Below are 16,498 nucleotides of genomic sequence, written 5' to 3' on the forward strand. Positions count from 1 at the left end.
GGGCGACCGCCACCATCGATGCGCGCAGCGTCACACAACGGGATGCAGTGCGATGACGGAACCGCGAGGTTCCGCCGTCATTGCCGCGAATTGTGTATGGCTATTTCCGAAAGTGTCTATGTTGCACCGCCGAGGGGCGGGTGCCGGGCGCCCTCGGCCAGCACAGCGGGACGTGGTGCCATGTCGCTGGACGTGCGCATGGTCGGTCTGGAACACCTGTCGAGCTTCGACGTGATCCGTGTGACCGATCCCGGGGAATTGGGGGCGAGCTCGCGTATCAGCGACCGCCTTCCGCCGTCAGGTCGCCCCTACAAGTACCGGCTGCGCGATCGCGGGCTGTGGCGCATGCGCTTCGACGATCCGATCCTGAGCGTGGCGACGCGCGGTGCCGGCGCGATGCTGGTGAGCTATGGCGAAAGCCGTTTCGCGACGGAAGTCACCATTGACGGTGACGACGGCGACTTGTTCTGCCTCACCATGCCGCTACAAGGCGAGATGACCCTGGTCCAGGATGGCGTGCCGACGACCGGCACCGTAGCCTGCGGCATGGTGTACCGTCCGGGACCACGGACCAGGCTGCTGATCAACGGCGTCAGCCTGCGCGCGAACGTCTTTCTCAAGGTCGCGAAGGACGAGGAGGCGCTGGAGCACATTCTCGACCAGCGGCTTCGCAGGCCGCTCGAATTCCGGCCCGACCTTGATTGGACCCGCGGCCTGACGGCGAGCCTGAGGGGCCAGCTCGACTATGTGATGCAGGAATTCCAACGGCCCGACGGCGTGGCCGCCAATGCCGTCGCACTGGCTTCGACGACCGACCTGCTGACGACCCTGCTCCTGCATGCGGTGCCGCACAACCATGCCGACCAGTTGGAGGTCGGGCGCGGCGGTGCGATTCCGGCCTATGTCCGGCGTGCCGAGGATTTCATGCGCGCCAACAGCGCGGAACCGATCCACATCGCGCAGGTCGCGGAGGCTTCCGGTTGCAGCGTCCGGACCCTGAACAGCGTGTTCCAGCATTTCCGCGGCACGACGCCACTCGCCGCGCTGCATGCGATTCGGCTGGAGCGGGTGCGGGACGAGCTGGCCCTTGGCGTGACCGGCGCCTCGATCGCGACGGTCGCGCACCGCTATGGATTCACCAACCTCGCCCGGTTCGGCGCCGCGTTCCGTCGTCGCTTCAACGAAACGCCGTCGGAACTCCTGCGGCGCGCATCGCGGCCGTGATCCAAGGGATGGAGGGGCGCTGCCCCTCCAAACCACCCCGCCAGGAGCCAACGGGCTCCTGGACCGCGGGATTTTGGTGCTTTGCATCGGGACAGCGCGGGCCTGGAGGGGCGCCACGGATGGCACCATGCTCCTCGCACCGAGCCGTGGCGTCCAACGCCAAATCCGAGGTTTCCAAAGGCCTTAAGCCTTTGGTGGGGTGAGGTTCGGAGAGGGGCAAGGCCCCTCTCCGAGGCGCCACGGCACCCAAACTCCGCGCCAACGGGGCGCTGCCCCTCCGCCCTGTCTCACGCCACCTTGCGGCTCGCCGGCAGGCTGCCCAGCGCCGCGCGGAACGCATCGAGCGTCTGCGCGATGTCCGCCGCCGTATGCGCGGTGGACAGGTAGTACTTGCTGTCCCCCTTCAGGATGCCGCGGCTGCGCAGCACGGTGTTGACGTGCTTCTGCATGGCCATGTCCTGGCGCAGCAGCGCGCGGTAGTCGCGCATGTCGCCGGCGGCGTAGACCACGTCGAACAGCACCGGTTCGCCCAAGCACTGCGCCGGGATGCCGGCTTCGGCGATCAGCGTGGTCAACCCGTCCATCAGCGCGCGGCCCATGGCGTGGACCTTGTCGTAGGTGCCGGGTTCACGCAGCACGGCGAGCGTCGCGAGGCCCGCGACGGCTGCGACCGGGTTGCCCGACAGGGTGCCGATCTGCGTCAGGAAGCGGTCTTCGCCGACCGCCGCCTTGTCGAACAACGCCATGATCTCGGCCTTGCCGCCGATGGCCGACAGCGCGAAGCCGCCGCCGACGATCTTGCCCATGGTGCAGATGTCGGGCGTCACGCCGTAGAATTCCTGCGCGCCGCCATAGGCGAAGCGGAAGCCGGTGACGACCTCGTCGAAGATCAGCGGAATGCCGAGCCGCGCCGTCACGTCGCGCACCGCCTGAAGGAAGCCGGGCTTCGGCGGGATGAGCCGCTGCAGCGGCTCCATGATGACGCCACCGATCTCGTCCTGATGCGCCTCGATCAGCCGCACGGCGGCCTCGATGTCATTGAAGGGGGCGACCAGCACGTCGTTGCGCACGGAGTCGGGGATGCCGGGGCTGTCGGGCACGGCCTCGGGGAAGTTCGCCATGCGCTTGGGTGCGAGCGACATCAGCCCCCAGTCGGACATGCCGTGGTAGCCGCCCTCGAACTTCACGATCTTTGGCTTGCCGCGATACGCACGCGCCAGGCGCATGGCGTAGAAATCCGCCTCGGTGCCCGAGGTGAGGAAGCGCACCTGCTCGACGCAGGGGACCGCATCCACAATGGCTTCCGCCAAGTGGATGCCGGGTTCGTTGTTGGCGAAGAAGGTCGTGCCGAGCGGGATCTGGGCGAGCACCGCCTCGGTCACCGCCGGGTGGTTGTGGCCGATGAACATCGGCCCGGAACCGAGCAGGTAGTCGATGTAGTCGCGGCCCGAGACATCGCTGACATGCCCGCCCTGGCCCGAACGGATGATGATGTCATTGGCGAAATTGCCGAAGCCGCCACCGGGCAGCACGCGCTTGGCCGCCTCCATCAGGGCCAGTTCCTCAGCACCCTTCGCAATGCCCGTCATGTCCCGCTCCTTGCCGCGCTGCGCGCGTTGCTGCCGTGCGGCAAGGCTAGAGCGGTTCGCCGGATGGTGGAACCGCTCCGGCCCGGCATCTTCGCAGGCCGGGCGGGTCCGCGCGGCCGCGATCCGTCCTACCGCCCGCCCTGCGGTGGCGCGGCATCCACGTCGGATTGCCCGATGCCGAAGATGCCGCGCAGGAAGCCTGGCGTCAGCGCGGCGAGCGGATTGACGCTGACCGCGGGGTCCGCCATCGGCCCCCGCATCCGGTAGGTCGCGGCGAACAGCCCGCCACCCTGCTCGGGGCTGAACAGCCGCCCCAAGATCGGGATACGACCGAGCAGCGAATTGAAGACATAGGCGGGCACGATGGTGCCCTCCATGTCGATCGTCTCGCGCTGGCGGTCGATGCGCCCCCGCGCCGTCAGGCCCAGCGAGGCCGAGAAGGCCCGCGCATTGTCGAGGAGCAGCGCGTCGCGCGACAGGGTGAAGGGCGCGGTCAGGCTGGCGAAGCCCAGGCCCTGGCCGGACAGCGCCTCGAACAGGCCATAGACCGACATCGCCTGCAGCAGCTTTCCCAGCGCCGGGGCGTCGCGCACCGCGAAGTCCTCCAGTTCCGCCGAGCCGGCCATCGGCGCGCCGGGCCGCCCGCTGGCGAAGGATGCATCGACACGCAGCCGCCCGCCCTGGATGGTGCGCAGCACGCCGAAGGCGCGCAGCAAGGCGCCGCCATCGTCGCTGGTCAGCCGCAGATGCCGTCGCCCCGCGGCGGGCGCGATGGTGAAGTCGATGCTGCCGCCGCCCTCGACGCGTCCATGCACCTGCGCGGCCTGCACCGCGCCGGGTCCGTCCACCGTCACGCGTGCGGTGATGCCAGTCAGCGCGCGGTCCTGTTGCAGCAGCACGCGGTCGAAGGTCGCATCCAGCACCACCCCGGCCACATTCGCATCGGCGGCGACGGCTTCATCCGTGGCATTGGGGCGGGCCAGCACGGGCGCGAGGTCCAGCACCGGCCCGCGCATCGTCACCGCCCAGTTCGCCCGCGATCCGCCGGGCGGGCTGATCTCCCCGGTGAAGCGGTTGCGGCCGAGCTGGCCCTGCTGGATCTCGACGCGCTGCGGGATGTTCTGCAGCAGTTGCGTGCCGCGCCCGCGCAGCAGCGCGTCCGGTGCCTCGACCCGGATGCCGTCGATCGCGGTGACCTGGCCGTTCTGCAGCACGACCACCGCCTCCCCGGTCGCCGCGGTGCCCGGCGGCTTGGACCAGGCGAGCGCGTCGAGGCCGAGCCGTGCCTCCCGCAGGTCGGTGCGCAGCTGCACGCGGCCGGCACCGTTGCGCCGCGTCTCGTTGCGGATGTCGAGGCCGACGATGCCCTCGACGAAGGGCCGCGGGTCAAGCCCGAAGGTGGCGATCTGGCGCGCCTCCGCACGGCCCGAGACGATCTCGCGCGAGACCAGCTGGCCCGGCGGGCCGGGGCGGAAATCGGCCTCCTGCTGGATGCGCAGCGCGATGCCCTGGACCGTGGCGGTGCCGTTGGCGCGCAGCCCGTTCGGGTCGACCGTGAAATCGAAACTGCCGCGTTCGAGATCCTTGCCCAGCACCAGCCGCGGGATGCGGATGTCGCTGACGCGGCCGGTCGCCGAGATGCGCATCGCCTCGATCGGCAATTCGGCGATCATGGGAAAGCCAAGCGAGACGCGCGCCTCGCGCAGCGTGCCGCGCACCTCGGAGATCGGCGGCGCACGGCGGGCGAAAAGGCCAAGCCGCTGATGGCGCAGCAGCGTCCAGACCTCGGCGGCCGGGCCGCCGACGACGAAGTCCAGATCCGCCGTCTCGGGGTCGGTGGCGAGGCCGATCCGCACGCGCCCCTCGCGCACCTCGATCGCCGTGCCGGCCTGGATGCCGCCGGTGATGTCGATGTCGATCGCGTCGAGGCCGAAGCGGGCGTGCCCGGAGGCACCCTGCGCCGGCGGGATGGGCCGCAGCCAATGGACCTCGAGATCCTCGGCGACCAGCGTGCCGTCGAGGCTGAGCAGGCGCGGCGCGGGGCTGGCTGCATCCCATTCGGCGGTGACGCGCCAGCTGCCGTCGCGGGCCACGCCTCCGGTCATGTTCTCGGTGATCCATTCGCGCGCGCCGCGCGCGACGCCCACCGGCCAGTATTGGGCGAGGTCGGCCACCGCGACCTGGTCAATGCCCAGCTGGGCCTGGCCCCGCCAGCGGCCCTCCGCCAGTTGCAGTTCCGCCTGGGCGGTGATCACCGGCGGCGCGCCGGCCAGGGCCCCGGCCGTCGCCGGCGCGGGGCGCAGCGTCGCGCGCTCCACCCGCAGCGTCGCCTCCTCCAGCGTCAGGTCGGCGTCGAGCGCGGTCAAGGCGACGCGACCCTCGCGGCCCAGCGCGATGGTGCCGGCGCCCACGCGCAGCCGGGCCAGCGCCATGGTCGGGGTGCGCAGCCCATCCAGTTGCACATCGATCGCAAGGGAAGCCGGCGCATCGATCGCGGCGAGCGGGGCGAGGATCGGCGCGCTGCCGGCCAGCGCCGCCGGGCGGATCGCCGGCATCTCCATGGTCAGGCGGCCGCGCCCGGTGGCGCCGTCGATCGACCCGCGGACCCGCAGGCCGACCTGCCCGGTCTCCAGCACCAGTGCGCCTTGGCCACCGAGGTCGATGCCGCCGCCCTCACGCCGGGTCAGGGCCAGGCTGCTGATCTCGCCGGTCCAGGACCGGCCGAACTGGGCATCGACCACGCGCAGCTGCGCATCGGTCAACCGCACGCGGCGCAGCGCGGCCAGCGGCGTATTGTCGGAGGGCGGGCGCATCAGTTGCGCCGCGAGGTCGAGCAGCGGGTCGGCGGCCGGCGCCGCACCTGGTGGCGGCGCGGCCGGATGCTCGGCGGTGGGGCCGAGGCCGAGCTGCAGCGTGCCATCCTGCGAGCGTTCCGCGAACAGGGTCAGGCCGCGCAGTTCCAGCACGCTGGGCGCGAAGACGCCGCGCATCAGCCAGGACAGCGACAGCGACACCGAGGCATCCGGCAATTCGGCCCGCATCGAACCGTCGGGCGCGATGGCGCGCACCTGTTGCAGCGTGAGGGCGAGCGGCGAGCGGTGCCCCTCGCTCCAGCCCGACCAGGCGATCGCCACCTCGCCGATCTCGAGCCTCGTGCCGTCGCGATCGGCGTTGAAGGCATCCTCCACTTCCCGCGCCAGCATCGGCAGCGGCAGCGGGCCTTCCTGCAGGCGCCAGGCCAGCGCGCCGAGGCCAATGCCGCCCAGCACCGCGACGCCCAGCACCAGCCGGACCAGACGGTTCAGGAAGCGGCCGGCTTGACCGGCGGCCCGCCTCACCTGTTCCCTGCCCGGCCATGACGGCCTGTTTCGCGACCGAACGCCTGCCCCGCCCCTTCGACCCCGCCGCCGCCGCGCTGGCGCGGGGCGGATTCGCCGAACGCGGCGCCGCGGAGCGCGACTTCGCGGCCTCCGCGCCCGGCGGGGCGCTGCTCGATGCGCTGGGCGGGCACAGCCCTTACCTGGCCGACCTCGCCATCCGCGAATCGGCGGCGCTGATGGCGCTGGCCGAACGCGGGCCCGATGACGCGATGGCCCGCGCGCTCGACCCGCTCGGCCGCATCGACCCCGCAACGCCGCGCGCCGCGGTCGCGACCGTGCTGCGCCAGGCCAAGCGGCAGGGCGCGCTGGCGGCCGCGGTCGCCGACATCACCGGGCTGTGGCCGCTCGACCGCGTGACCGGGGCGCTGTCGGACCTTGCCGAGGCCTCGATCGACGCGGCCTGCGCGCATCTGCTGCGCGATGCCGCTGCACGGGGCGAGATCCGGCTTTCCGGCGCGGCGCGGACCGATCCGCGCCTCGTCGGGCGGAATTCCGGCCTCGTCGTGCTCGGCATGGGCAAGCTCGGCGGGCGCGAACTGAACTACTCGTCCGATGTGGACCTCATGGTGCTCTATGACCCCTCGGTTGCAGCCTACCATGCCGATCGGGCCGGTGCCGTCTATGTGCGGATCGCGCGCGATCTCGTGAGGCTGCTCGAGGAACGCACGACCGAGGGCTACGTTTTCCGTACCGACCTGCGGCTGCGGCCCGATCCGGCGGCGACGCCGCTGGCCGTCTCCATACCCGCCGCGATCACCTATTACGAGAGCATGGGCCAGAACTGGGAACGGGCCGCCATGATCAAGGCGCGGCCGGTCGCGGCCGACCGTGCCGCCGGCGAATCCTTCCTGCGCGAGATCCGCCCCTTCGTCTGGCGCCGCCATCTCGACTTCGCCGCGGTTGCCGACATCCATTCCATCAAGCGGCAGATCCATGCGCATAAGGGCGCCAAGGGCGCGCACGAGACCGTGCAGGTCGAAGGCCATGACGTGAAGCTTGGCCGGGGGGGGATCCGCGAGATCGAATTCACCGCCCAGGTGCTGCAGTTGATCTGGGGCGGGCGCGACCCCGGGCTGCGCGACCCGACCACCCTCGGCGCGCTGTCGTCCCTGGCGAGGGCGGGCAAGATCGACCGGCGCGCGGCGGCCGACCTCGCCGATGCCTATGTCTTCCTGCGCAACCTGGAACACCGGCTGCAGATGGTGGCCGACCGGCAGACGCACCGCATGCCGGAGGACGCGCAGGGCCTCGCCAACATCGCCTCCTTCCTCGGTTTCGCCGATGCGGATGCGTTCCGCGCCGCCTTCACCCAGCACCTGAAGCGCGTCGAGCGCCACTATGGCCGGATGTTCGAGGCCGAGCCGACGCTCGCCGCCGAGGACGCCCATGGCAGCCTGGTCTTCACCGGCGTCGAGGATGACCCGGCCACCATCGCGACGCTGCGCGCCATGGGCTATGCCAACCCCTCGGCCGTCGCCGCCATGGTGCGCGGCTGGCACCACGGCCATACGCGGGCGACGCGAAGCGAGCGCGCGCGCGAATTGCTGACCGCGCTGATGCCGTCGCTGCTGGGCGCCTTCGCCAAGCAGCGCAATCCGGACGCCGCGCTCGCCCGGCTGGATGGCGTGTTCGGCCGGCTGGCGGCGGGTGTGCAGGTGCTGAGCCTGATCGCCCGCAACCCGGCGCTGATGGAACGCCTGGCCGGCATATTGGGCGCGGCGCCGCAACTCGCCGACCACCTCGCCAGCCATACCGCGGCGCTGGAGGGGCTGCTGGTCGGCGCCGGCGGCACCATCGGCAATTCCGCCGCCACCCTGCCCGCCCTGCTCAAGGATGCGCGCCATGTCGAGGAGGCGATGGAATACGCCCGCCGCCTCGTGCTTGAGGGCAAGTTCGAGGTCGATGCCGCCACGCTGGAAGGCACCTTCGACGTCGATGCGGCAGGCGAGGCGCGCAGCGCGCTGGCCGATGCCGCCATCACCGGCCTGCTGCCGCATATCGAGAGCGAATTCGCCCAGCGCTACGGCCGCGTGAAGGGTGGCGCGCTCGCCGTGGTGGCGCTCGGCAAGCTGGGCGGGCGGGAGATGCTGCCGGGTTCGGATCTCGACCTGGTGCTGATCTATGACCATGCGGCGGGGACGGAGGCGAGCGAGGGCAAGGCGAAGCGCGGCCAGCCGCCGCCGCGATCGATGCCGGTCAGCCAGTATTTCACCCGGCTCGCGCACCAGGTGATCGGCGGCATCACCGCGCCAGGTGTCGAGGGCAAGCTGTATGAGGTGGATATGCGGCTGCGGCCCTCGGGGTCGAAGGGTCCGGTCGCGGTCTCGCTGAGCGGCTTCCAGCGGTACCATGCGGAGGAGGCCTGGACCTGGGAACGCATGGCGCTGACCCGCGCACGGGTGGTAGCCGCCCCCGCAGGGCTGAAGCGCAAGGTGGAGGCCGCCATCCGCGCCGCGCTGCTGCGCCCCGACGTGGCCGGGAAGGCGATCCCCGACGCGGTGGCGATGCGCGGGCGAATGCTGCGCGACCTGCCGCCCGATGGGCCGTGGGATGTGAAGCTGGGGCGCGGCGGGCTGGTCGAGGTGGAGTTCATCGCCCAGGCGCTGCAGCTGGCCCATGCGCGGCAGCATCCCGGCGTGCTCGCCACCACGACGCGGATCGCTCTCGGCCGGCTGGCCGAGGCCGGGTTGCTGGATGCGGAGGAGGCCGCCGCGCTGGTCGGTGCGGAACGGCTGTGGCGCACCATCAGTGGGCTGCTGCGCCTGACCGTGGGCCGCTGGCGTGAGGACCAGCTGCCCGAAAGCGTCGGCGCGGCGCTGCTGCATGCCTGCCGCAGGCTGAACCCGCAGGATGCGCCGGTTGACCTGCCGGCCCTCCAGTCACAGATGGCCCGGCGGGCGAACGAGGTCCGCGCGGTGTTCGAACGCCGCCTCGGCCGCCCCGAGGCGCAACAGGGGGATCGGGAATGAGCGAGCTGACCGAAGGCAAGAAGGCGCCGGCCTTCAAGATGAAGGCGAGCGGCGGGCGGGAGGTCTCCTCCGCCGCGCTGAAGGGCAAGCCTTATCTGATCTACTTCTATCCGAAGGCGAATACGCCCGGTTGCACGACACAGGCCTGCGGGGTGCAGGAAGCGCTGCCGCAGCTCGGCCATCTCGGGTTGGAGGTGATCGGCGTCAGCCCCGATGCCATCCCGCCGATCGAGAAGTTCGCCGCCAAATACAACCTCGCCTTCCCGCTGGCGTCGGATGAGGACCACAAGGTCGCCGAGGCCTATGGCGTGTGGGTCGAGAAGTCGATGTACGGCAAGACCTACATGGGCATGGAACGCAGCAGCTTCCTGGTCGGTGCCGATGGGAAGATCGTGCGGATCTGGCGCAAGGTGAAGCCGGCCGAGCATGCGGCGCAGGTGCTGGAGGCCGCCGCCGCGCTCTAGAATCGACGCCGATCAGGCGGACTCACCCGATCGGGTGAAGATGCTCGCCGGGCCGGTGCAGGAGCATGCGACGTGAACGCCCGAGAACGCCGCATGCTCCAGGACGGGCCGCCGCTCGGCCGACCGGTGCCGATGGGCGATGGGCGATGGGCGATGGGACAAATGGCGGGACCGGCTTACTTGGGCGCGGTCGAACCGCGGTCGATCGCGGCTGCTAGCCGCTGGTGGCGATCTGGCGGAAGATTTCCTCCGCCTCCTTGAAGGTCTCCTCGGCGCGCATCTTCATCACCGGGTCGGCGAAGCGGTCGGGGTGGAAGCGCAGCCGGAAGGCGCGGCGCGCCGCATCCACCAGCCAGGTCGGCGCCGTCTCGGCCAAATGGACCCTGCGCAGCAGGCCGCCGCCGCGCGAGGGCAACGCCTCGGTCGCCAGCGCCCGTTCGGCCGCCGAGGCCCGCGTCTCGGCCTCCCGGATGCGGCGTTCCGCCTGGTCCAGTCGCGCCTTCAGCGCCGCAATCTGCTCTCGGCCGTCGGTGGAGATGGCGTCGGCGGCATTGTCCAGTGCGGCGTGGCCGCCACCGTTCCGGCCACGTTCGATCAGTTCCGATACGCGCCGCGCCGCGGACGCGGCGATCGACGCGTCACGCCGGCCGAGCTCGCCATGGATGAATTCGAGCAACTCCCGATCATCCGCATGGCCTTCGGCGAACTCCAGCAGCCGGCCGGATGGCCAGTTGCCGATCGAACGCCGGTCGATGTCATAGCCTGTCGAGCTCATTGCCAGCGTTTCATCCACTGCGTCTCAATCTGGTATACTGGCAGGCCTTGACGACAAGTTCCATAGACTTGCGGTAGTGAATTACTCTCCAGTGGTTGCGACGCCCCGAGAGGAGTCGCGTGCAGTGCCGTAATTTCCGTCACGGTCCTCGCATGCGCTCTATCGCCTCGAACACCGCCTCCGCACGCTTGAAGACTTCCTCCGACCGGCGCCGGTTCTGTTGTTCGGTGGCGGTATCGGGGTGATACCGGCGCCGATAGGCTCGGCGCACCTCGGTCACCAGCCAGGCCGGGGCATCCGGGGTCAGGTGGACACGACCGTGCGGACCCGCCTCGGCCGCGACTGGCGGGGCATTCTCAAGCGCGGCCAGGCGGGCGCGCAGCGTGGTGATTTCGCGTGCCGCGGCGGCGAGCATGGCACGCCACCGCGGCGCCGGGTCCAACGCCGGCACAGGCGCCGCGGCGCAGGCGGCGATCATGGCGGCCAGCCGGGCCTCCAGCGCCTTGGCTCTGGGTCCGCGGCGATGCCGCGCCTCCTGCGCCAGCGTCGCCAGCGCCCGGGCATCCCTGGCGTGCAGCGCTGCCTGCTCGGCCAATTGCTCGAGCGGCCATTCGCGCAACGGACGCTCGGCCGTGGACGCGGCCATGGCGCATATCTCCCCCGAACCGTTCGGACCAGCTCCGCTTTGTCCCAGGCGCGGGTTAACACCGCACTGAAGGGACCGCCGGCCCGCATGGTCGCGAGGAATTGGCGTCTTCCGGCTCGGCGACAGGTCGGCGAGACTGCATGCCAGCCTGTCGGGGGAAATGACATGAACGGAATTCGCATCGGCCGCCGCGCCGCCATCGGGTTGGGCGCGGCGCTGGCCAGCCCGGCGGTGCACGCGCAGGGCGCCTGGCCAAATCGACCGATCAGGATCGTCGTGCCCTTCCCGCCCGGCGGGTCGAACGACGTGGTGGCGCGGCCGCTGGCCGAACGGCTGCAGCAGCGCCTGGGCCAGCCGGTGGTGATCGAGAACCGCGCCGGCGCGGGTGGCGCGATCGGTGCAACCGCCGTCTCGCAGGCACCGGCCGATGGCTACACGCTGATGGTCTCCTCCTCCTCCTTCGCCACCACCTCGGTGTCGCAGCGCGTGCCGTGGGGCGTGCTGGAGAATTTCACGCCGATCGCGCTGCTCGCGCGGTCCCCCTTCATCGTTATCGTCAACAACGACTTGCCCGCGCACAGCGTGCAGGACCTGATCCGCCTTGCCCGCGAACAACCGGGCAAGATCGACTACGGCACTTCGGGCCCGGGCGGGATCAACCACTTCGTCACCGAATACTTCGCCCTGCGCGCCGGCGTGCGGATGAACCACGTGCCCTATCGCGGCACCGGGCCGGCGGTGACGGACCTGGTCGCGGGGCATATCCAGTTGATGATAACCACCTTGCCCAGTGCCGCCGGCGTGGTGCGCGACGGCCGCGTCCGGCTGCTCGCCTACAGCGCGGCGGGCATCCCGGACGGGTCCCCGCCGGCACCGCTGGTGAGCGCGAGCGGGCTCGATTACGACATCGCGATCTGGTGGGGGCTGTTCGCGCCGCATGGCCTGCCGGCGCCGATCCTCGAGAAGCTGAACGCCGAGGCGAATGCGGCGCTGCGCGACCCCGATCTCGCCCGGCTGTATCAGGGCGAGGGTGCCCGCCCCTCCCCCGAAACACCGGACGCCTTCGCCGCCATGCTGCGTACCGACATCGCCCGCTGGCGCGAGGTGGCGCAGTCGGCGAACATCAGACTCGACTGAGGACCATCATGACCGGCATCCACCGCAAATCCTTCGACCCGGCCGCACGCGGCGCCATGCACGGCGTGCGGGTGGTGGATCTGTCCCGCCTCGTCGCGGGGAATGTGCTGACCAAGGTGTTCTCCGACCACGGGGCGGAGGTGGTGAAGGTCGAGCCGCCCGAGGGCGACACGCTGCGCGCCTGGCGCGTCGGCGGAGTCGAGACATCGTGGAAGACCATCTGCCGCAACAAGAAGTCGGTGGCGCTCGACCTGAAGCGGGCGGAAGGCATCGCGGTGGTGAAGGCGCTGGTGCGCGATGCCGCGATGCTGGTGGAATCCTTCCGCCCCGGCGTGCTGGAAGCGATGGGCCTTGCCCCGGCCGAACTGCTGGCGATCAATCCGGCGCTGGTGGTCGTGCGGATTTCCGGCTGGGGCCAGGACGGGCCGTTCAACCACAAGCCCGGCTTCGGCACGCTGGTCGAGGGGTATTCCGGCTTCGCCGCGGTGAACGGATTCGACGACCGCGAGCCGGTGCTGCCGCCGATGTTCATGGGCGATGCTTATGCCGGGCTATATGGCGCATCGGTGGCGATGATCGCGCTGCGCCATGCGGAAGCAGGCGGCGGTGGTCAGGTGATCGACGTGTCGCTGTTCGAGCCGCTGTTCAGCGTGCTGGAACCGCAGGTGGCGAATTGGCGCATCAGCGGGAAGCGCAAGCCCCGCACCGGCAGCCGGTCCACCAACACATCGCCGCGCAATGCGTATCGGACACGCGATGGCGGATGGGTGTGCCTGTCGGCCTCGACGCAGGGAATGACGGAGAAGCTGTTCCGTTCCATCGGGCGGGAGGACATGATCACCGACCCTCGCTTCGCCAACAATCCGTCCCGGCTGCAGCATTGGCAGGAACTGGATGCGATCATCGGCGGGTGGATCGGCGAACGGACGCTGGAAGACAACCTCGCGCATTTCGACAAGGCGGGCGTCACCATCGGACCGATCATGGACACCGCGATGCTCGAGAAGGATCGCTACGCCATCGAGCGCGAGGCGCTGATCGAAGTGCCGGATGAGGACATGCCCGACGGCTGGCTGCCCATGCACGGGCTGGTGCCACGGCTGTCCGCCACGCCCGGCGTGCTGGCGCGCCGGGCGCCGCGCATCGGCGAGCACAATGACGAGATCCTGACACCGGTGCTCGGCGCTGCGGAAGTCGCGCGGCTGCGCGGACTGGGGGTGCTGCGGGAGGCCGCGCGCAAGCAGGCCGCGGAATAGCGCAACCTTGCCGGCGCACAGCGCGCCGGCGGTCAGGATCATCGCAGCGGAGTCCGGACATGGCGATCAAACTCTACGAATTGTGCGGGACGGAGGCCGAGCGGGTGTTCAGCCCCTTCTGCTGGCGATCCCGCATGGCGCTGGCGCTCAAGGGCCTGGAATTCGAGAGCGTGCCCTGGCGCTTCACCGAGACCGACCGCCTGGCCTTCGCGCAGCACGACAAGGTGCCGGTGCTGGTGGATGGCGACCGCGCGGTGACCGAATCCTGGGACATCGCGCAATACCTCGATGCCGCCTACGCGCAAACCGTGCCGCTTCTGCGCGGCAACCCGGCGCCCTACGTGTTCGTCGCGGCGTGGAACGACACGGTGCTGCAGGCGGGGATGGTGCGCCTGATCGTGTCCGACATCCCGCCGCTGCTCGATGCGAAGGACCGCGCCTATTTCTTCGAAAGCCGCGAGAAGCGCTTCGGCACGACACTGGCTGAGGTGACGGCGGATCGGGAGGCGCGGCTGCCGGCCTTCCGCGCGAGCCTGCAGCCGCTGCGCCATGCGCTGCGCGGGCGCGACTTTCTGGGAGGCGATGCGCCGGACTACGCCGACTGCATCGTGTTCGGGTCGTTCATGTGGGCGCGCAGCGTCAGCGCGCTGCCGATGCTGGCAGGGGATGACGCGCTGCATGGGTGGCGGGAGAGGATGCTCGACCTCGCCGGCGGGGTGGCGCGGCGGGCGCCGCATTTCGGCGGGTGACGCGCATCGGGGACGGGCAGCGCCCGATACCTGGCGGGATTGCGTCGTGACAGGCGGAGCCGGAGAGGGCTTTGCCCCCTCCGGACCTCCCCCACCAAAGGCCGGTGGGCCTTTGGAAACCTATACCTGGCGCAGGGCGTGATGGTTGGTCCGGAGCCTGAAGGCTGTCTTGGGCCTGGGAATTGTATTCGGGCACCGGTCATGAGCGCGGTGCTTTTCGTCGGGTGATGGTTTCCAGGGGGCCGCTTGCCCCTGTCGGGGAGGCCTGGGAAGGGAAAGGCACCTTGATCCGTCAGCCCTGAACCGTGGCGTCAGCGGCCTTCGGCGACCATCAGAACGCGATCTGCACCTTCATCGCTCGCGACCGGTCGGCGGCCAGGGCGAATGCCTCCGCCGCCCGATCGACCGGGAATTGCGCGGTCAGCAGGGGTGCGACGTCGATCGCGCGGCGCGCCAGGGTCTCGACGGCAAGGGCGAATTCCTCGTGGAAGCGGAAGGTGCCGCGCCAGGTGACCTCCTTCGCCGCCAACACCGAAAGCGGGACAGCAGCATCGCCGCCGATGCCGATCTGCACGATCGTGCCGCGCGGGCGCAGCACGGCCAGGATGCCGAGCAGCGCCGGGGCGCTGCCGGATGCCTCGAAGGCCACGTCGAAATATCCCTTGCGCGCGGCGAAGGGTGCCAGCGCGTCGGGTGCGGCACCGACGGCGATGAAGCGGTCCGCACCCATGGACAACGCGACCCTCTCCGGAGCGGTGGTCAGGTCCGTCGCGACGATCTCCCGCGCGCCGGCGAGCCTTGCGGCGGCGATGGTCAGCGCGCCGATCGGCCCGGCGCCGGTGACCAATACGCGCCTGCCAAGCAGCGGCCCCGCCTGCCGCACCGCATGCAGGCATACCGAGAGCGGTTCGGCGAAGGCCGCCGTCGTGGTGTCCAGGCCCTCGGGCAGCGGGATGGCCTGGATGGCCTCGCAGACCAGCGCCTCGCGGAAACCGCCATCGACATGGGGGTCGCGCATCGCGCTGCCGTAGAAGCGCATCTCCAGACAGTGCTGCTGCTCACCGGCCTGGCAGAAATGGCAGGTGCCACAGGGCAATGACGGATTCACCGCCACCGCCTGGCCCGGCGCAATACCGGTGACGCCGGCGCCTACGGCATCGACGATGCCCGCGACCTCATGCCCCAGCACCATCGGATGCTTCACCCGCACGGTGCCGAAGCCGCCATGCTGGTAATAGTGTAGGTCGGATCCGCAAATGCCACCCGCACGGATGGCGACGCGGACCTGGCCCGGACCAGGATCGGCCACGGCGCGATCCTCGACGCGAAGGTCGTGCGGCGGGTGGATGACGACGGCGCGCATCACGCGACCGGCGTCAGCAACGGACGGCCTGCGAAATGGGCGTCGAGGTTCTCGCGCATCAGCGCCCCCATGGCCTTGCGCGTTTCCACCGTGCCGGAAGCCTGGTGCGGCGACAGCACGACGTTGGGAAAGGTCGCGAAGACCGGATCGATGGCCGGTTCGTTGTGGAAGACGTCGAGGCCGGCGACGGAGATGCGCCCGGACCGGATTGCGGTGATCAGTGCGGCTTCGTCCACCACCGATCCGCGCGAGACGTTGACGAAGATGACGCCGGGATTCAGTGCCTCGATCGCTGCCCGATCCACCAGCCCCGCCGTCGCGGCGCCGCCGGCGGCCGAGACGATGAAGATGTCCACATGCGGTGCCAACGCGGCCGGGCACGGGTGAAATATGTAGGGCAGGTCCTTCTTCGTGCGGCCGGAATAGGCGATCGACATGCCGAAACCTTCCGCCCGCCGCGCAATGGCGCGCCCGATCCGCCCCAGACCGACGATGCCGAGACGTTTGCCCCAGACGCGCGTGGCCAGCCGCATCGGCCCCTGCTTCGCCCAGGCGCCGGTGCGGACATAGGCATCGCCCTCGGGGATGGCGCGGGCCGTCGCCAGCAGAAGGGCGAAGGCCATGTCCGCGACTTCCTCGGTCAGCACGTCGGGCGTGTTGGTCACGGCGATACCACGGGCACGCGCGGCGGGCAGGTCGATGGCATCCACGCCTACGCCGTAGCAGGCGATGATTTTCGCGTTCGGGCAGGCATCCATCATGGCAGGGTCGGCGCCGAGTTCGCCCTTGGTCGAGATGGCGCGGATGGACGGGCCGTGCTGCGCGAGGAAGGCGGCGCGGTCGGGTGCCTCATACAGCAGGTGCAGGGTGAAGCGGCGCGCCAGCGCCTCGAGGTCCCAATCGGGCAGCACGCCCACCACCAGCAGCCCCGGCTTGTCCATGCCTG

The 16,498-nt window shown here is 70.5% G+C and carries 12 protein-coding genes; 6 read left to right on the forward strand and 6 right to left on the reverse strand.

Annotation, left to right across the window (positions count from 1 at the left end; genetic code table 11):
- Window positions 1-180 precede the first annotated feature (180 nt).
- On the forward strand, window positions 181-1,224 hold the full coding sequence (locus tag AAFN86_RS20120) for a helix-turn-helix transcriptional regulator (protein WP_347545339.1): 1,044 nt from the start codon (window positions 181-183) through the stop codon (window positions 1,222-1,224).
- 287 nt (window positions 1,225-1,511) lie between these two features.
- On the opposite strand, the gene AAFN86_RS20125 is transcribed toward AAFN86_RS20120, so the two are convergent.
- A complete protein-coding gene (locus AAFN86_RS20125; RefSeq protein WP_347545340.1) occupies window positions 1,512-2,813 on the reverse strand; it encodes an aminotransferase class III-fold pyridoxal phosphate-dependent enzyme in 1,302 nt (433 codons plus the stop codon).
- Between the two features lie 128 nt (window positions 2,814-2,941).
- On the reverse strand, window positions 2,942-6,151 hold the full coding sequence (locus AAFN86_RS20130; RefSeq protein WP_347545341.1) for an AsmA-like C-terminal region-containing protein: 3,210 nt from the start codon (window positions 6,149-6,151) through the stop codon (window positions 2,942-2,944).
- Between the two features lie 17 nt (window positions 6,152-6,168).
- On the opposite strand from AAFN86_RS20130, the gene AAFN86_RS20135 reads away from it, so the two are divergent.
- A complete protein-coding gene (locus tag AAFN86_RS20135) occupies window positions 6,169-9,162 on the forward strand; it encodes a bifunctional [glutamine synthetase] adenylyltransferase/[glutamine synthetase]-adenylyl-L-tyrosine phosphorylase (protein ID WP_347545342.1) in 2,994 nt (997 codons plus the stop codon).
- A complete protein-coding gene (gene bcp, locus AAFN86_RS20140) occupies window positions 9,159-9,626 on the forward strand; it encodes a thioredoxin-dependent thiol peroxidase (protein ID WP_347545343.1) in 468 nt (155 codons plus the stop codon). The genes AAFN86_RS20135 and bcp overlap by 4 nt, the downstream gene beginning before the upstream one ends.
- Window positions 9,627-9,840: 214 nt before the next feature.
- On the opposite strand, the gene AAFN86_RS20145 is transcribed toward bcp, so the two are convergent.
- Window positions 9,841-10,401, reverse strand: coding sequence for a hypothetical protein (locus tag AAFN86_RS20145; protein WP_347545344.1), 561 nt, complete (start codon window positions 10,399-10,401; stop codon window positions 9,841-9,843).
- A 139-nt stretch (window positions 10,402-10,540) separates the two neighbouring features.
- Window positions 10,541-11,047 carry a hypothetical protein gene (locus AAFN86_RS20150; RefSeq protein ID WP_347545345.1) on the reverse strand — a complete coding sequence of 169 codons (507 nt, stop codon included), beginning with the start codon at window positions 11,045-11,047 and terminating at the stop codon, window positions 10,541-10,543.
- 165 nt (window positions 11,048-11,212) lie between these two features.
- Here AAFN86_RS20150 and AAFN86_RS20155 point away from each other — a divergent pair, with 165 nt between their 5' ends.
- Genes AAFN86_RS20155 through AAFN86_RS20165 form a run of 3 tightly spaced genes read left to right on the forward strand, consistent with a single transcriptional unit; the run spans window position 11,213 to window position 14,189 of the window.
- A complete protein-coding gene (locus tag AAFN86_RS20155; protein WP_347545346.1) occupies window positions 11,213-12,184 on the forward strand; it encodes a tripartite tricarboxylate transporter substrate-binding protein in 972 nt (323 codons plus the stop codon).
- Window positions 12,185-12,192: 8 nt separating this feature from the next.
- Window positions 12,193-13,440: a CoA transferase gene (locus tag AAFN86_RS20160; protein ID WP_347545347.1), complete on the forward strand. Its 1,248-nt coding sequence runs from the start codon at window positions 12,193-12,195 to the stop codon at window positions 13,438-13,440.
- A 59-nt stretch (window positions 13,441-13,499) separates the two neighbouring features.
- Window positions 13,500-14,189: a glutathione S-transferase family protein gene (locus AAFN86_RS20165; protein ID WP_347545348.1), complete on the forward strand. Its 690-nt coding sequence runs from the start codon at window positions 13,500-13,502 to the stop codon at window positions 14,187-14,189.
- 331 nt (window positions 14,190-14,520) lie between these two features.
- On the opposite strand, the gene AAFN86_RS20170 is transcribed toward AAFN86_RS20165, so the two are convergent.
- On the reverse strand, window positions 14,521-15,552 hold the full coding sequence (locus AAFN86_RS20170) for an L-idonate 5-dehydrogenase (protein WP_347545406.1): 1,032 nt from the start codon (window positions 15,550-15,552) through the stop codon (window positions 14,521-14,523).
- A complete protein-coding gene (locus tag AAFN86_RS20175; RefSeq protein ID WP_347545349.1) occupies window positions 15,552-16,493 on the reverse strand; it encodes a 2-hydroxyacid dehydrogenase in 942 nt (313 codons plus the stop codon). The genes AAFN86_RS20170 and AAFN86_RS20175 overlap by 1 nt, the downstream gene beginning before the upstream one ends.
- Between the last annotated feature and the right edge of the window lie 5 nt (window positions 16,494-16,498).

This window comes from Roseomonas sp. CAU 1739, assembly GCF_039839775.1.
Lineage (GTDB): Bacteria > Pseudomonadota > Alphaproteobacteria > Acetobacterales > Acetobacteraceae > Neoroseomonas.

Coding starts and splice junctions, on each gene's coding strand:
- AAFN86_RS20155 (WP_347545346.1), top strand. CDS start 11,213: ATGAACGGAATTCGCATCGGCCGCCGCGCCGCCATCGGGTTGGGCGCG.
- AAFN86_RS20135 (WP_347545342.1), top strand. CDS start 6,169: ATGACGGCCTGTTTCGCGACCGAACGCCTGCCCCGCCCCTTCGACCCC.
- AAFN86_RS20170 (WP_347545406.1), bottom strand. CDS start 15,552: ATGCGCGCCGTCGTCATCCACCCGCCGCACGACCTTCGCGTCGAGGAT.
- AAFN86_RS20150 (WP_347545345.1), bottom strand. CDS start 11,047: ATGGCCGCGTCCACGGCCGAGCGTCCGTTGCGCGAATGGCCGCTCGAG.
- AAFN86_RS20165 (WP_347545348.1), top strand. CDS start 13,500: ATGGCGATCAAACTCTACGAATTGTGCGGGACGGAGGCCGAGCGGGTG.
- AAFN86_RS20145 (WP_347545344.1), bottom strand. CDS start 10,401: ATGAGCTCGACAGGCTATGACATCGACCGGCGTTCGATCGGCAACTGG.
- AAFN86_RS20160 (WP_347545347.1), top strand. CDS start 12,193: ATGACCGGCATCCACCGCAAATCCTTCGACCCGGCCGCACGCGGCGCC.
- AAFN86_RS20120 (WP_347545339.1), top strand. CDS start 181: ATGTCGCTGGACGTGCGCATGGTCGGTCTGGAACACCTGTCGAGCTTC.
- AAFN86_RS20125 (WP_347545340.1), bottom strand. CDS start 2,813: ATGACGGGCATTGCGAAGGGTGCTGAGGAACTGGCCCTGATGGAGGCG.
- bcp (WP_347545343.1), top strand. CDS start 9,159: ATGAGCGAGCTGACCGAAGGCAAGAAGGCGCCGGCCTTCAAGATGAAG.
- AAFN86_RS20175 (WP_347545349.1), bottom strand. CDS start 16,493: ATGGACAAGCCGGGGCTGCTGGTGGTGGGCGTGCTGCCCGATTGGGAC.